The organism is Halosolutus sp. DAT137, from assembly GCF_059736405.1.
Genome location: NZ_JCAQID010000007.1, coordinates 430,924 through 447,052, shown reverse-complemented (window position 1 = coordinate 447,052; position 16,129 = coordinate 430,924). Strand labels below are relative to the sequence as shown.

15 protein-coding genes are annotated in these 16,129 nt (G+C 61.6%); 10 read left to right on the top strand and 5 right to left on the bottom strand.

Features of this window, described 5'->3' with window-relative positions; genetic code table 11:
* Positions 1 to 62: 62 nt before the first annotated feature.
* Positions 63 to 1,460 carry a hypothetical protein gene (locus AC6I6L_RS11860; protein WP_497917973.1) on the bottom strand — a complete coding sequence of 466 codons (1,398 nt, stop codon included), beginning with the start codon at positions 1,458 to 1,460 and terminating at the stop codon, positions 63 to 65.
* 333 nt (positions 1,461 to 1,793) lie between these two features.
* Between AC6I6L_RS11860 and AC6I6L_RS11855 the strand changes: the two genes are divergently transcribed.
* The 9 genes from AC6I6L_RS11855 to AC6I6L_RS11815 all read left to right on the top strand — a co-directional run bounded on the left by AC6I6L_RS11855 (position 1,794) and on the right by AC6I6L_RS11815 (position 10,783).
* Complete coding sequence (locus AC6I6L_RS11855; protein WP_497917972.1) at positions 1,794 to 2,330, top strand: hypothetical protein; 537 nt, start codon at positions 1,794 to 1,796, stop codon at positions 2,328 to 2,330.
* 106 nt (positions 2,331 to 2,436) lie between these two features.
* Positions 2,437 to 3,237, top strand: coding sequence for a hypothetical protein (locus AC6I6L_RS11850; protein ID WP_497917971.1), 801 nt, complete (start codon positions 2,437 to 2,439; stop codon positions 3,235 to 3,237).
* Between the two features lie 274 nt (positions 3,238 to 3,511).
* A complete protein-coding gene (locus AC6I6L_RS11845) occupies positions 3,512 to 4,126 on the top strand; it encodes a hypothetical protein (RefSeq protein ID WP_497917970.1) in 615 nt (204 codons plus the stop codon).
* A 106-nt stretch (positions 4,127 to 4,232) separates the two neighbouring features.
* Positions 4,233 to 5,387, top strand: coding sequence for a CARDB domain-containing protein (locus tag AC6I6L_RS11840; RefSeq protein ID WP_497917969.1), 1,155 nt, complete (start codon positions 4,233 to 4,235; stop codon positions 5,385 to 5,387).
* Between the two features lie 63 nt (positions 5,388 to 5,450).
* The gene (locus AC6I6L_RS11835; protein ID WP_497917968.1) at positions 5,451 to 6,617 is read left to right on the top strand and encodes a signal peptidase I; all 1,167 of its coding nucleotides are present in this window, start codon (positions 5,451 to 5,453) and stop codon (positions 6,615 to 6,617) included.
* Positions 6,618 to 6,792: 175 nt separating this feature from the next.
* On the top strand, positions 6,793 to 7,929 hold the full coding sequence (locus AC6I6L_RS11830; protein ID WP_497917967.1) for a DUF5305 domain-containing protein: 1,137 nt from the start codon (positions 6,793 to 6,795) through the stop codon (positions 7,927 to 7,929).
* A gap of 160 nt (positions 7,930 to 8,089) precedes the next feature.
* Positions 8,090 to 9,700: a long-chain-fatty-acid--CoA ligase gene (locus AC6I6L_RS11825; protein ID WP_497917966.1), complete on the top strand. Its 1,611-nt coding sequence runs from the start codon at positions 8,090 to 8,092 to the stop codon at positions 9,698 to 9,700.
* 313 nt (positions 9,701 to 10,013) lie between these two features.
* A complete protein-coding gene (locus AC6I6L_RS11820; RefSeq protein ID WP_265109035.1) occupies positions 10,014 to 10,307 on the top strand; it encodes a winged helix-turn-helix transcriptional regulator in 294 nt (97 codons plus the stop codon).
* 74 nt (positions 10,308 to 10,381) lie between these two features.
* The gene (locus tag AC6I6L_RS11815) at positions 10,382 to 10,783 is read left to right on the top strand and encodes a hypothetical protein (protein ID WP_497917965.1); all 402 of its coding nucleotides are present in this window, start codon (positions 10,382 to 10,384) and stop codon (positions 10,781 to 10,783) included.
* Between the two features lie 114 nt (positions 10,784 to 10,897).
* On the opposite strand, the gene AC6I6L_RS11810 is transcribed toward AC6I6L_RS11815, so the two are convergent.
* Both AC6I6L_RS11810 and AC6I6L_RS11805 read right to left on the bottom strand, forming a co-directional pair.
* Positions 10,898 to 11,794 (bottom strand): NAD+ synthase, encoded by an 897-nt coding sequence (locus tag AC6I6L_RS11810; protein WP_497917964.1) that lies wholly within the window; start codon positions 11,792 to 11,794, stop codon positions 10,898 to 10,900.
* A gap of 243 nt (positions 11,795 to 12,037) precedes the next feature.
* Entirely contained in the window at positions 12,038 to 13,924 is a 1,887-nt protein-coding gene (locus tag AC6I6L_RS11805; RefSeq protein ID WP_497917963.1) for a PINc/VapC family ATPase, read from the bottom strand.
* Between the two features lie 125 nt (positions 13,925 to 14,049).
* On the opposite strand from AC6I6L_RS11805, the gene AC6I6L_RS11800 reads away from it, so the two are divergent.
* Positions 14,050 to 15,189, top strand: a complete 1,140-nt coding sequence (locus AC6I6L_RS11800; RefSeq protein ID WP_497917962.1) for a M20 family metallopeptidase — start codon at positions 14,050 to 14,052, stop codon at positions 15,187 to 15,189.
* 37 nt (positions 15,190 to 15,226) lie between these two features.
* Here the strand turns inward: AC6I6L_RS11800 and AC6I6L_RS11795 are convergent, their stop codons facing one another.
* Complete coding sequence (locus tag AC6I6L_RS11795; RefSeq protein ID WP_497917961.1) at positions 15,227 to 15,460, bottom strand: zinc ribbon domain-containing protein; 234 nt, start codon at positions 15,458 to 15,460, stop codon at positions 15,227 to 15,229.
* Between the two features lie 109 nt (positions 15,461 to 15,569).
* The gene (locus tag AC6I6L_RS11790; RefSeq protein WP_497917960.1) at positions 15,570 to 15,926 is read right to left on the bottom strand and encodes a hypothetical protein; all 357 of its coding nucleotides are present in this window, start codon (positions 15,924 to 15,926) and stop codon (positions 15,570 to 15,572) included.
* Between the last annotated feature and the right edge of the window lie 203 nt (positions 15,927 to 16,129).

The window sequence follows — 16,129 nt, the reverse complement described above, 5'->3', positions numbered from 1 at the left end:
AGAATATTTCGTTACCGAATGTGTGGACGTATGATACATAATTTTGTCGGCATAGTCGAGAGTCATCGCCCGATCGGTTCGATATCGATGAACGCCAATTTCTCGTTGGTTCCCTCGCCGGCGATTCGGAGCGCGCCCGTCGTGACTTCGACGGCGGTGGTGTACGTGACGAATTTCCCACTTCCGGGAGTGTCGACGACGCCATCGCTTTCCTCGAAGGAGGTCCCGCCGATATTGACGTCGTGGGTCGAATCGCTGTGATCGGGATCGCCCATGACGAGCGTAACCTCGTAGGAACCGTTGTCGAGTTCGATCTCCCACTCCTCGTCGTTCGCGTCTTGCCAGTCCATGTGGATCAGGGTATCTCGGCGGGCGTCGGGATCCGTCCCCCGCTCGCGGAACTCCGGATTGGCCCTGCCGATCCAGCCGTAGGTCTGGCCGTTTCGCGACCCGAACTGGTCTCCAACGTCCGCGATGTACCCCTCGGGAGTCGTGTATCCGGACGACGACTCGTCGGACCACTCGGGCGGTTCGAAGTTGATGTTGATCGCATCCGGGCTCGGATCAGGGTCTGGTCCCGGTCCGGCCCCACCGTCTCCGGCAGCGTCGATTTCGAGGTAATTTAGCTTCTCGTTGTCGCCCTCTCCGACGATCCTGAGCCGCCCGTCGGTAACTTGGACCGTGATCTCGTACGTGACGAATTTCCCGCCGCCGTCTTCTTCGATGACGCCGTCGCTCTCCTCGAGGGCGGTTCCGCCGAGATTCACGTCGTGGGTCGAGTCGGTGTGGTCGGGATCACCCATCACGAGCGTGACATCGTAAGAGCCGTTGTCGAGTTCGAGTTCCCACTCCTCGTCGCTCGCCGTATCCTGATCCATGTGGTTCAGGGTGTCCCGGCGACCGTCCGCGTCCGTCCCCCGTTCGCGGTACTCGTCGTTGTCCGCCCCCACCCAGCCGTATCGAAGGCAGTTTCGCGGCCCGAACTGCTCGCCGACGTCTGCGACGTAGCCCGCGGGCGTCTCGAACCCAGGCGGTTGAAAGTTGATGGCGATTCCCGGGGCCTCGAAGAACCGATCGAGCGTGATGCTCCCGATGTCGGCTCCGTCCCGTTCCAGATCGGCAGTGACGGAAACGGTGCCGTCAGTACCCCGGAGTGCGACGTCTCGGGACTCTCCGGCGGCGAGATCGAAGGTCGCAGGCTCCTCGCACGTGCCGTCTCCGTCCACGCCGAACGTCATCGCGTCGCTTTCGAGCGTCACCGTCATCGACAGCTCCGCAGTGTTGTTGGTGAACGTCGGTGGGTACGCGTCACGATCGATCCCGAGCAACGCGGTCTGGTCGTCGCTCGCGCTCACTGCGATCCCACGGCCGGCATCGATCGAACTGAACGCGCCGGTGCCGTGGAGGAGGCCCGCACCGATCGAGACCAGCCCCAATCTAACGAACAGCCGCCGCTTCATTAACGTCAAAATGTCCGGAATTAATATAAATACTGCGGATAGTCGGCGTAATCGTCGGCACGGTCTGTCGCGAACCAGCGTCGATCGCTATGCGAGACAGACCTCCGCGGTGTTTCCGTGGTTGTAATGGTCTCTCACGATTGCCGTTTCAAGCCCTGCTATCCCGTTTGCTGTTCGTTCATGATCCCCTTGAACGTCGGTATCGGTGACCGTTCAGCGCTTCTGGCAGCCTAATACAAAGACGGGTGGATGCTATGGTCTGGATAAGAACCGCCCCGCGATCGTAACTGATGCCTACGATCGACGGTACGGTCTCCAACGGAGAACTCAACAATGAGAATGAATCGACGCAACGTGTTAGTCGGACTCGGGACAGTTGTCGCAGGTGGCGGAGCCGCACTCGGGACTGGTGCGTTTAGTAGTGTCAGTGCCGATCGGACGGTGACTGTTTCGACTAGTGGTGATGCAAACGCACTGTTCCAACTCGAAATAGTGAACAGCGAATTACACGATGGTTCTGATGGGTCGAGCGGGGCTATCGAATTCAACCAAGACTCACTGAATGAGGCGGCACTTACTGAGTTCAATCCTGGCCTTCAAGTAGGGAACGCCGGATCGAATCCCATCGAGGTAACGGTAACGGCAACCGGTGGATCTGCCTTTTTCGCTACCGGCGTAACCGAAGGAGATGACAAAGGAATGTATTTTGTCGATGGGTCCGCTATTGAGGACGTTGATAATACTGGCACTGCTGATACACTGACACTCGATTCTAATGAGACAGGGGTCAATCTCGATGTCGCTTTCAATCTTAACGATGGGACTGAAATCCCGTCGAATATCACGTTTACTGCGACCGACTCGAGCTAATATAGCACCGCCCCTCGTAGAATCCATTTCTCCGTTTCGCAAATTTACGATCGATGGACTGTAACGTCCAGAGGAGTTATATTATTTGGGAGCATACAGTTCTACAATGAAACGCCGAGTGTTCCTTGGATTGGGGGCGACATCGATCGTCGCTGGGGTAGCACACAGCACCGGCGCATTTGCATCCGTCGACGCGACGCGGGGGGTTTCAGTGAGCGCCGCGTCGCAGGGACAGGGATTGGTCGGGATCGTTGACCAGGGTCCGGTCAAGCGGAACAATCGAGAGCCGATGGTTGAGATATCGAACAACACGTCCGAATCGGTCTCTTACGAGATTACACTAGATACCTGTACTGATGGAACGCTTTATGACAACGATGGTACATCAGGATGTTCAGTAACGTTTACTTTGGACGCCGGTAATTCACAGTTCGTCGACATTAAGGCGTCGGCAACGGGGTCAATTGGCTACACGGTAAGTTCTTCGGGCGGTGTTTCGGTAGAAACTGCCGGGAGTGTCGAGGCAGAAAGCGGGAACACGACTGGAAACATCCGGATTCACTCGCCGGACAAAAATCAGGATTTCACTGCCGTCCTGCCACAGGGGAATCAGGGGAACGTCTTCGAGATAAAATCCGTTGACATCCGTGACGAGAGCGCTACCAACATCGGTCTCGCGGAGATCAGGTACGAAGTACGAGAAGGGAGTGCCAACGGTCGGCTCGTCGCAGAGAAGATTGTTACTCCTCCGGACCCCAACCGATACAAACCGAACGGTAATCCCGCGGAGACAATCGATCCGAACGCCGGTGAGACTGTCCAGAGTGGTCAACTATACACCCTGCGAACCAGAGCAACGAACAACGACGGTGATTTCGACACGATGACGATCTCGACTACCGCCTAACCCGCACGAGATTGCCGGACATCGAATGCTACTGCTGTTGTCCTCGCACTGGTGTCTGATTTAACTATTATTCCGCGAGTCGATCGATATCGTCGGTTCAGGCCGCCCTTGAACGCCGGTATCGGTGCCCCTTCAGCGGGTACGGTCGGGCCTGATGATCTTCTCGATACCGAATACAAAGTGGGTAGGGTGCTGTGAAAGGAGTAAGAGCCGCGTTCCGAATCCGTCAATGCGATCGTCGGATTCCGGCGCGGTTGCATGGAGACCATAACACATGAGACTCAGCAGACGGAATGTCGTAGTTGGACTGGGAACGATCGTTGCGGGTGGTGGGGCTGCGCTCGGCTCGGGTGCGTTCAGTACTGCAGAAGCACAGCGGACGCTCGAAGTCAATGTCATCGACGATAGCAATATCGCGAGCGAATTTGTCGATATTCTGTTACAACCGGCGGATTTCGACAGCGTGGATATAGACGGAACTGCAAGCGATCTGTTTCCTGATAATTCCGGCACAGATCCCGACTACAATGGGGTATCGGAGTATGATTCTGGAACCTTCTCTTCAACTGGGAATGAGGTCAGTCTCATGGCAAACGATGTGACGATCGTGTTCGGAACAACTGACAACGAACTACCGCCAAACTCGGCGATCGAATACAAGGACCTGTTCCGAGTTGTAAACCTGAACGATAACACTGCATTCGACGTGACGTTCGAAACCGGTCGAGACGATATTCTCGAATTCCAAGACTCTGATTCCTCCACTTCCGGCGCAGAAACATTTGAATACACCAATGAGGGTACTGAGGCGATAACCGCTGTACTCAACACTGCAGGGAGTGGCCAGGAAACCGACGAGTTAACCATCAGACTCGAAGACAATAGCTAATCCACGGCATACAACATTGCCATATGAAATGAAGGAATTGACGGCGAAGACATCGTGAGTTGACTATTCGACCCGAGAACTGACCGCCGACCAATGACTGCCGCTAATGACATCCACCAACGCCCTATTCACCGCCGCAGCGATCTGCTTTCTCGTGACACTCGCAGTCCCGACTGCGGCGATCACGGTGGGTGAAGACCCGGCAAACGACGACGTCACCCTGGCCCCGGTCGACGATCGGTACGCGACGATCGAAGACGGCGAACTAACACTCGATATCAGCGTCTACAATCACGCGAAGACGACGATCACCGACGTGTTCACGATCGACGTGGGCGAGGATGCAGACGACGTCGAAGCGATCTGGATCGATCACGACGCGGAGGGGGTGGCGTTCTACGCGAACGGGGTGGAGTTGACGCCGGACTCGCAACTCGAACCGGCTCCCGGCGACACGATCACCGTGGGTGTCACCGTCGAGACGCCGGCGGCGATCACGGCGGACGAGACGTTCAGTATCAACGTGAAATACGCGGACGACGACGAGGACGACGATCGCAGCGCGGCGATCGATCTCGACGCCGTCGACTATTCCGCGAGCGAACTCGAGACCGGCGACACGCTGCGGGTGAACGCGACGTACTCGAACGACGGCGACAGGGGTGGGTTGCGGGTGGCCGAACTCGTCGTCGACGGCATCGTGGTCGATCAGCGCGTCGTCTACGTCGGGCCGGGCGAGTCGAAAACGGTCACCTTCGAGCGATCGATGGACACCGCCGGGACGTTCGAGATCGGAGTCGATGATCGAGAGCCCCAAACGATCACCGTCCGCCAGCCCGACGGACCCGCGCCGAACCTGCAGGTGACGGCGACCGAACTCGAGAGCGGTACCATCGCACCCGGCGAATCGGTCGTGGTCACCGCGACGGTCGTCAACACCGGGAACGCGACGGGAACCATGACCGTCGAGTTCGCTGTCGGGGGCATCGTCGTCGACACGCGAACGGTCGAACTCGCACCCGGCGAGGAGACCACGGTCAGGTTCGAGCACCGCCTCGACGAGTCCGGCGAGTACGCGCTGGCGATCAACGGAATTCCCGTGGAGGGTACGAACGGGGGCACCGTCACCGTCGGAGACGCGAGGGAGATCACGGTTCTCGATCGATCGTTCTCCTCGTCCTCTGCCGTCGCCGTCGCGCCGGCGGCCGGGCTCGGACTCCTCTTTGCCGTTACCGGGATCCGACGTCGCAAGCGTTTATGATGGTGCCGCCCGGATCTGTCGTTCGAACGGGTACTCGATCATGACTGTCTCTCGGGCCGATCGATGACGGAATCGCCGCTCAAGGGGGTGCTAACGCTCGCAGTCGCGGTTGTCGTCCTCTTGCTCGTCCTCGGCCAACTGCTCGGCCAGCCGATTTTGCTCGGCTACGTGGCGACTGGGAGCATGGAGCCCACGATGAACGCCGGCGACGGCTTCGTCGCGATTCCGAGCGCCATTACGGGTTCCCCGAGCAACGGCGATGTCGTGGTGTTCAACGCTCGCGAACTCCACGGCGGCGGGCTGACGACCCACCGAATCGTTGGCGAAACCGATGACGGCTACATCACGCGGGGGGACGCAAATCCGTTTACCGACCAGGACGGCGCGGAGCCGCCGGTCAACGAGGGCCAGATCGTCGCCGTCGCCTTACAGGTAAACGGCGAGGTCGTGACGATTCCCCACCTCGGGACGGCGATCATGGCCGTCCACGGGGTGATGGAGTCCGCCTACGGCCTGGTCGCACCGGTGCTGGGCATCACGACGGCCTTCGAGGCGGACAACGCGGGGGCGATGCTCGTCGCCCTCGGCATCGCGTTACTCGGATTCGGACTCGTCTTCGACCGCGCCGGTCCCCACAGACGCGAGACGTCTCGATCGACCGCTCGTAAGAACGTCTACGCGTTCTGGACGACGCTCGCACTCGTGTTGTTCATCCTCGTCACGCTCGCGACGGCGGCGATGGTGATCCCGTCGGGAACGTACGAGTACGGTCTCGTCAGCACGGACTCCCCAACTGACGATCCGCAGGTGCTCGCTCCCGGCGAAACCGGTGAACTGGTCCGGACGGTCGACAACGCGGGCTATCTGCCCGTCGTCGTCGTCCACGAGGCCGAGAGCCGCGGCGTCGAGACCGATCCGGCCTGGCAGACCGTCGGCATTCGCGATAGTGGGGAGACAACTATCTCACTGACCGCCCCCGGATCGACCGGAGAGTACACTCGCTACGTCGGGGAACACCGGTATCTCGCCGTGCTCCCGCCGACCGTGCTCGTCTGGCTCCACGGCGTCCATCCGCTTCTCGCGATCGCAGCGGTCGATCTGGTCGTTGTCGGCGTCGTCGTCGCGGTGGTGTTCGTGGTGATCGGTCGAACGGACCTCCGAATTCGCCGCCCGGGCGATCACGTCCCGCTGTCGACACGACTGCGGCGGACGCTCAGACGATGGCGCTGATGCCGACCGTAGCCGGTCGCAGGACCAGTACGGTTATTATCGACCGATCCATGTGTGATGCTATGAACTGTCTCTTTGACGGACCTGTGGTACCAGAGACAGTTTCGAGACAACGGATGCGAGACCAGCGACGGCCGCGAGATCAGCGCCGATCGCGAGGTGTTGGAGATCGACTATGATCGAGAACCCGCGTCTGGACCTGTTTATCGCCAAACACGGGCGGACGCTACTGATAGTCCTCGTCGCCATCGCGCTTCTGGCGCTCGTCGCGACGGGATGGGTCGTCGCCACTCCGTCGACGTCGACGACGACCCAGCAGGTTTCCCAGGAGACGGTTTCGACGGAGACGACCACCACCGCCGTCGTCGTCGAGGACGGTCTCTGGGAGGAGGGAGCTGAACTCGAAAACAACGCCGTCTACATGCTCTCGTCGACGCCGGAACTGACGATCACCCCACGGACAGCCGTCCCGACCGACGAGACGAGCGTTACACACGAGGTTCGGATTCGATACGAGGCAACTCGTGATGGGTCGGTGTTCTGGGACGAAGTCGACCACCAGTCACGGGCTGAAGCCGACGTTGCCGATGGTGCCGCGACCTCCGAAACCACCATCAACGTGACGGAAATCGCCGCCGAGGAGCGTGAACTCGAAGCGCAACTGACGGGCGTCGGTACCATCGAGACCTCGATCGAGGTCGTCGTCGAGTACGATACCGGCACGTACGTCGACCAGCAGGAACTGTCGAGTCCGTTGCAAGTGACAGATCGGGCCTACTGGCTCGACGAGCCACTGGAGGACTCGACGAGTCACAGCCAGACGGCCGAAATCGAAGTTCAGGAGTCGCCCAACGCTGCCGTCGTTGGCGGACTGTCACTGCTGGCCGTGCTGTCTCTCGGCGGCGCGGCGTTCGTCCGGGGACGGGATCCGATCGACGTGAAAGCCGCCCGGCGATCGGTCCACGAGAATCGGTACGCGGAGTGGATCTCGCGGGGCTCACTCCCGATGTGGGTCGGTGAGTACCACATCGCACTCGATACGCTCGAAGACGTCGTCGATGTGGCGATCGATACGAACGAGCGCGTCGTCCACGATCGCCAGCGGGGGTTGTTCGCGGTCGTCAACGACAACGTCGTCTACTACTACACCGACGCCGGCCAGTGGGAGGGAACCGCCTGGCCCGAGATGAATTTCGACCGCGACTCGTCGGTTCCCGCCCCGGTTGGCACCGACTCCGACGCTACGCCGGCACTCGGTCCCGATCGGGATCTTCCCGATCCCGACGCCGAGGACGCCTGGGAACAGATCTGATCGCCGCCGGCGACTGTTATCGACCCGGAGGTCGTGCGCTTCTGGCACCGTCGGAAACGATCGCACGTCTTCGGCACCTCCGAGGACGATCGCGCGTCGTCTCTCCTACCGGACGAGATCGACCGGAATATACATCATTGTTGTTCCTGAAGGATACGCCATGGAAACGCCACTCGTCGTGACCGACTTTCTTGAACAGGCACGAACCTACTACGCCGACGAGACGGCGATCGTCGGTGCCGACGGCGATCGGTTCACGTACGCCGAGTTCGGCGAGCGAGTCGATCGGTTCGCCAGGGCGTTACAGGACCGCGGGATCGAGAAGGGCGATCGGGTTGCCGTGCTCGACCCGAACACGCACTATCACCTCGAGGCCGCCTACGGGGCGATGGTGCTCGGTGCGATTTTCACCCCGCTGAACTACCGGCTCACGTCGAGCGATTACGAGTACATGCTCTCGGATGCGGGCGTCGACGCGATCTATGCCGATTACGAGTACGCCGACAAGATCGACGCGATCCGGGATGAGGTGCCCACGGAAACGTTCATCACGAACGACCCGGAGCGCGTCGACGGAGCGTGGGAGGCGTTCGATGCCGTGCTCTCGGAGTCGGAACCTGCGTTCGAGGAACCGGAACTGGACGAAGACGAGATAATCACGATCAACTACACCTCGGGGACGACGGGCGATCCGAAGGGCGTCTGTCGAACGCACCGAACGGAGACGCTTCACGCGCATCTGGTGTCGATTTATCACGAACTGACCGAAGACGACGTCTACCTGTGGACGCTGCCGATGTTCCACGTCAACGGCTGGGGACACATCTACGCGGTCACCGGAATGGGTGCCACGCACGTCTGTGCACGCGGTGTCAACGCCGACGACGTCGTCGACACCATCACCACGGAAGACGTTTCGTTTCTCTGTGCCGCACCCACGGTGCTCAATCAGTTGATCGACTACTACCACGCGGAAGACGACCCTGCGATGGCTGGCGCTAACGACGTGCGCGTGACGACCGCCGGGAGCGCCCCGCCAGAGGCGACCATTCGAGCCGTCGAGGAGCAGTTCGGCTGGCGGCTCAAACAGCTGTACGGAGCGACCGAAACCGGCCCACTGGTCACGATCTCCGCGCCGTCGCGACTCACGACCGACGAGAACCGCTACCAGCTCAAGAAACGCCAGGGGATGGGCGTTCTCGGGACGGACCTCCGCGTCGTCGACGAGGATGGGAACGACGTTCCACAGGACGACGAAACCCTCGGTGAGGTCGTCGTCCGCGGCAACCAGGTGATGGACCGTTACTGGAACAAGCCCGAGGAGACCGAGGAAGCGTTCACCGATCGCCTCGAAGGCTACTACCATATGGGCGACCTCGCGACGGTCGACGAACACGGGTTGATCGCGATCCGCGATCGAAAGAAGGACATCATCATCTCGGGCGGCGAGAACATTTCGAGCATCGAACTCGAGGATACGCTGTTCGACCACGACGCGGTCGCGGACGTAGCAGTGATCCCGGCACCGAGCGAGGAGTGGGGTGAGACGCCGAAAGCGTTCGTCGTGCCCGCAAACGGCGATCCCAACGAACCGCCGGTGTCAGCCGACGAACTGACCGCCTATACGCGCGATCGTCTCGCGAGTTACAAGATCGTTCGCCGCGTCGAGTACGTCGAGGAACTTCCTAAAACGGCCACCGGCAAGATCCAGAAGTACGAACTGCGACAACAGGAGTGGGAGGACGAAGACCGGATGATCGGTGAGGGGTAAACACGACCGATTCGGTCGGCGGCCGTTCGGAGGGAGAGCCGCTGACGATCATCGAATTGCCGGCGGAAACCAGCATCAGAAGCCGCTGACGGGGATCAGCACCAGCGGCGGATGCGGTCGATCCGATTGTCGACGTTCCGTGGGGATTCAAGTACCAGTTCCGCGGACTGACTAATTGGTCAAATTATGTCGATTTCGGCCAATATGAGTCGTTAGGGAACAATTTACGCACGGATGTCTATAGAATAGTATGTCGGATTTCTCATCCAGTAAGGCTCAACTTTTATACTGCTGGGAGCTTTCGATTCGTAATATGGCAGAGACCGACGGGGAAGAAATCGAAGACTTGCCACCGAGTGCAAAACTGGTCTTCAAAGTTCTCGAGTATGACGGGCCGTTGACACAAAAACAGATCGTCGAGGAGTCGATGCTCTCAGCCCGAACGGTTCGATACGCACTCGAACGCCTAGAAGAGATCGGCATCGTCGACGAAGATATCTACTTTGCTGACGCTCGACAGAGCCTCTATCGGATCGAAGAACCCGTCGCGGCCGACGGTAACGGTGTCGAGGAGTCCCCGAAAAAAGACGCCTGCTGTGCGGAGTAGCGACGATCGGTCGGCGGATCGGACAATCGCGATGGAACGGCAGGATTATTTTCCCGCGGTGACGGTTCTCCGGTATGGACAAGGAGACGCTGCCCCGGTGGGGCTGGCTGCTGGTCGGCCTGTTTCTCGCGGCGATTACTGCGAACGTACTCAACGTTGCGGTGTTCGGACCGAGAGGATTATCACAGGATTTCCAGGTGATCACCGTCATCACCGCCATGTCGCCCGTGTTGATCTATATCGGCGTCTGGCACGACGAGGACCGCCAACAGTACTGGGACAATTCTCGGGAACACATTGTCGGTGACGTGATCTTCGTCGTCGCTGGAGCGGCGCTCGGGTCGGCGCTCGTCCTCGCGGCGATCGTCGATCTCGGTCTCTGGCAGATCGTCCAGGACATTCTCGCGATGGGTATCGGCTTCATGTTCTCCTGGGGACTGTTCTGGTGGCGCAATCCCGAAGTCTACCGCCAGTAGCGCTATGATGGCGGATTTTCGTCGATCGGATCTGGATGGGATTTTCGTCGATCGGGTTTTGCGTCTCTCGACCGGTGACCCCATCTGTTGCCTGCCCTTCGAGTAGGTGCATGTCTACGGGACACTGTTGACGCCCGATTCTCGGTCCCCGATTCCTGGCGTCGGCGGACGGCGTCGCTTGTGCGTGGAGTCGACGACGAGCGCACCGATATCGCGGGCGGTTTCGCGATCGATCCCGATGGCATCGGCGGCATCGTCGATCGATTCGCCCTCGTCAACGAATCGTCGCAACAGTGGGTCGATGGCATCGTAGCGAGCGCCGAGGTCGGTCACGTCAGTCTGGTCAGCCCAGAATCCCGCCGACGGCTCTTTGCTCACGATCCGTCGCGGAACGCCGAGTCGCTTTGCGAGCGCCCGCACTTCCGTCTTGTACAGATCCCCGATCGGATACACGTCAGCCGCCCCGTCACCGTATTTGGTGAAGTAGCCGAGCAGCAGCTCGGATCTGTTCGCGGTGCCAAGCACCAGTCGCGACTCTCGGTTTGCGACGTAGTACGCGCTGATCATCCGCAATCTCGCGAGGACGTTTCCGAGCGCGTCGTTGCGCTCGTGGGGTCTCTCGCCGGGTGCCGTCTCGAGGTCGCCCCCGACGGTGTCCTCGAAGGCGTCGAGCAACGGCCGTAACTGGCAGCGCTCGAACTCGATGCCGAGCCCCTCGGCGATCGTCTGTGCGTCGCTTACCCCGGCCTGTTCGGCCTTGTGACAGGGGAGGCCAAGCCCGAGGACGCGATCGCTGCCGAGCGCCTCGGCGGCGAGAACTGCCGTCACCGTCGAATCGATGCCGCCGCTCATGGGGACGACGACGCCGTCGGCACCGGCGTCAGCGACGCGCGCCCCGATCTCCTCGAGAATCCGCAGTCGGGTATCCGTGAGTGCGCCGCGATCCGTGAGAAACGGGGTGTCAGTTCGATCGCCCTCTGTATAGACAAACGTTTTACTATCTGTGGACATTGTATGTCTTCCTGGTTCCTTGTCCCAAATAAGCAATCATTCGTCTCGTATAAGAAGCTACCGCTTAAACAACTAGTTGTTACTCGATCACACTCTCATTCGTTCGCTCCCGCTCACTCACCGCTCCTCGAAAAGTCTGTCTTGCGAACGCAACGCGTTCGCACGTGCCGCGAGATGCGAAGCGTCTCGCTTGCCACCAAAAAAGAGCTGCTCGGTCACGCCGCTCACTCGCTGTCCAGTGGCCTACGACGACGGGACGACCGTGATCGGCTCCGTGCGATCGATCGCCTGCTCTAACTCGTCTGCAATCGCGCTGCCACGCGAAACCTGAATTTCGCCCCCGCGACTGACCGTCGCGGTGAACAGGTAGTCGCCGCCGGCTTGCACTTCGACGGTCTCGCCGTGGTTGCCGTCGACGGGGACCACGATGTGCCGGGAGGTGATCTCGGGCTGGACCATCTGGCCGGCCGGACTGGCACCGCCGCGACTGCCACCGCCTCCGCCGTTGGCGCTCGCACCGCCGCTACTCGTGCCGTAGTTCGGGTTCTCGTCGTGGGTCCGAACGTCGATGTCGATCCCCAGTCGGTTTTCGATATCGGTGATTCGGCCGCCCCCCTTTCCGATGACGCTCGAGATGTCGTCTTCGTCGACGTAGACGATCGCCGTATCCTGGCTCTTGAGTTGGACGTCGACGTAGCCTCGCGCCACGGAGCGAATCTCGCGTTCGATCTCCTGTTTGGCGATGCGATCGACGCCGGACTCGCTCGCGGGGCCGCCCTCTTCGTCGGTGAGCGGGACGGTAACGACCTGGCGGTTGAAGGTGTAGATTTCGTACTCCGGTTCGCCGGTCTGGAAGTCCGTCACGAGGATGACGGGCCGGGCGAGGTCCTCCTCGGTGAGTCCCGCCGGGACCTTCACCTCCGTTTTCACGTCGTAGACTTTCGCGATCTCGCCGGCCTCGACGTAGACGACGGTGTCGACGATCTGGGGGATCATCCCCAGTTCGACGCGGCCGATCAGCCGCTGGAGGGCGTCGATCGGTCGGGTGGCGTGGACGACGCCGACCATACCGACACCTGCGAGGCGCATGTCCGCGAAGACCTCGAAGTCGTTGGTCTTGCGGACCTCGTCGTAGATCGTGTAGTCCGGCCGGACCATCAGGAGGGCGTCGGCCGTCTTCTCCATCTCGCCGGCCAGTTCGGTGTACTGGGTGATCTCGGGACCGACCTGCAGGTCTCGCGGTTTCTCCATCGTCTTGACCGCGTACTCGTTGTCGTTGAGATAGCGGGCGACCGCCTGGGCGAGCGTCGACTTCCCGGCACCGGGCGATCCCGAGACGAGGACCCCGCGCTGGCGTTCGAGCAGTCGCGCTTTGAGTTCGTCGGCGTGTTCGTAGTCCTCGAGATCCGTCTGGGCGATCGGTCTGACGGCGGTGATCTCGATGCCGTCCGCGAATGGCGGGCGACCGATCGCGATCCGGTAATCCCGGAACTGGACGATCTTCATTCCGGGTTCGGACAGTTCGATGAAGCCGCCGGGGGCTTCCTTCGCGCCGTCGACGATCTCGCGGGCCCACTCGTCCATCTGCGCTTCGTCGGTCCGTTCGTCTGCAACCGGCTCGTAGCGCATCTCTCCGAGTTCGCCGCGCTTGGCCATCGGGACGGTGTCCGTCTTGAGGTGGACGCTCATCGTCTGGTCGTCGAAGAACTCCTCGATCGCGAGCGTCCCGACCTCCCGAACCTCCGGGGAGACGCGTTCGACGTCGAGACCCTTCGCCTGTGCGACTTCGGCCTGAACGATGTCGCTGGTGAGGAACGTGGCCCCGAGTTCCTCCGCGATGTCGCGGATCAGCGCGTCGATCTCGCCTTCGGCGGCGTGGCCGCGCTCGATCGCGTCGGGGCGCTCGCCGACGTACTCGAGATCGATGACGCCCTCGTCAGCGAGGTTGGCGAGGCGCTTTAGCTCCTCGAGACCGTCCCAACCGCTGTCGATCCCGTCGTTGGCCTGCGCTTCGAGTTCCGCGACGACGGCTTCCGGAACCGAAATCGTCGCTCCCTCGAACTGCCCAGTGTCGATCGACGCCGAGACGCGGCCGTCGATGACCACGCTCGTATCCGGCACGACGTGCATACCCGGACTCGGTCACGTACGTTCATAAGGGTGTTCACACGGAGGGCCCGGCCAGTCTCGCACTTCCGACCGGTAGCGCGCCAACAGTCGGTGCAATCAACTCCCCGGCCCGCAAACCCGATCCCATGACGATCGTCGAACTGACGACCGAACTCGCCTCGATCACGAGCCACGAGGACGAAACGGCCGCCGGCGATCGCATCGAGGACTGGCTCCGGCGGGAGACGGATGCCGACGTGCGACGAGACGCGGCCGGGAACGTGATCGCACGCAAGGGGCGCGGCCCGGAGACGCTGGCGCTGGTCGGCCATCATGACGTCGTCCCGCCGGCGGATTCGCAGGTAGCCGCTGATAGCAAGAGTACTGGCGATCCCGAGTACGTCGTCGAGGAACGCGACGGCCGCCTCTACGGTCGCGGCACGGCGGATATGAAAGGGGCCGTCGCCGCGGCCATGATCGCCTTCAGGGACAGCGAGGTGCGACCCAGTTCGGAGGACCGGACAAACTCCGGCGAGGCAGCCCCTGGCGGCGAACTCGTTTTCGCGAGCTTCGTCGGTGAAGAGGTCGGCGGCGTCGGGGCGCGCCACGCGATCGAGAACGGGTTCGCGCCCGACTACGCCATCGTCGGGGAGGGCTCGACGGGCTACTCGGCGCAGGGGGTTACCGACGTCGCCGTCGCCCACAAGGGCCGCCGGGGGAGTACGATCGCCGCGAGCGGCGAGTCCGTCCATGCGAGCGAACACGAGGCTGGAGAGAACGCGATCTACCGTGCTACCGACGCCGTCGATCTGGTCCGCGAGATCGACCCGCCATCGATCGAAGTCGCCGGCGAGACGATGACCGGGAGCGTCGTCGTCACCGAAATCGAAGGCGGCAGCGCGTGGAACGTCGTTCCCGATCGCTGTACGGTGACGATCGACGAGCGAACGGTACCGGGCGACCGGGCTCCGATCGATCGGGTCGAAGGGATTCCGGGGGTGGAGTGGGCCGTCGACCAGGACTTACCGCCAATGCAGTGTCGAGACGAGGCGTTCGCTGAGACGGTACTCGCCGCCGCAGAGCGGTCCCAGTCCGGGTCACCCGAGTTCGTGACGAAACCGCACGCGACCGACGCGGGCTGGCTTGCCAGGGCCGGCACCGAGTGCGTCGTCTGCGGCCCGGCCGAACCCGGCGAGGCTCACACTGACGACGAGAGCGTCTCGATCGACGTCCTCGAACGCTGTGGCGAGACCTACCGACGTGCCGCGGAGCTGTGGCTTCGGTGAGTCGTTCTCGAACGAGCGTCGCGCCGTCGGCCGATGCTTACTCGGTGTCGGGATCATCGTCTCTGTCTTCGATTTCGTCCGTCCCAGCCGCGTCCGACGGTGTCTCGCGAGCGATCACGTGCTCGCTACCACATTGCGGACACTCCGCCTGGTTCGTGTGAAACCGGTCCCCACAGTCTTCGCAGGCGTACGCTGCCTCGTCGTCCGCAGCCGCTTTCGCCTCCTGAGTGAACTCGCCGACCTTCCGCCCGAGGTTCTCGAAAAATCCCATCTGTGGCTAGTTGTGGGCCGAGGCGGATACCGTTTGTCACGCTCTCGAGGCAGTGGAGTGCGCCGGTCTCGACTTTCGAGACGGCTCCCGCTTGACTTCGGGAACCCGGTCAGACGCCCGGTACGCCGACGGCTTCGAAGCCGGTGATCCCGACCGCGGCGAGGACGTAGAGCGCGACGAAGACCGTCACCCACGCGACGAGTCCGATCATCGCGGCAGCCGTCCACTCGCCCGGATACCGGAAATTGATCACGGCAACGTACGCGAGCAGGGCGAGCAGCGGCCCCAGAAGGGGTATCCAGCCCACGAAAAACCCGACGACCGCCCAGACGATCGCGCCGATCAAGGCGGTGACGATCGCGTGACTGTAGTCGGCTGCGCCGACGATCGCCCGCGCGCCGACGTAGATGCCGAGCGCACCGATGAGCAAACTCACGACGAACACGATGATGGATGCAACGACCATACCGGACGATCGCCGCTGCGACCGAACAGTTCGCGGCCTGCACGTTCTACGCACACATCAGTTCCATGGGTGTGCGCGCAGGTCGGAGTCGGTGGAGACGGACCGAGCGCGACCGGCCTGCCCTGCGCGAGGGCGACAGTCATCGAGACGGCAGCGTGTGCTGGGGACCACGACGTTGATACCGCTGCCCCGGTAATTCCCTT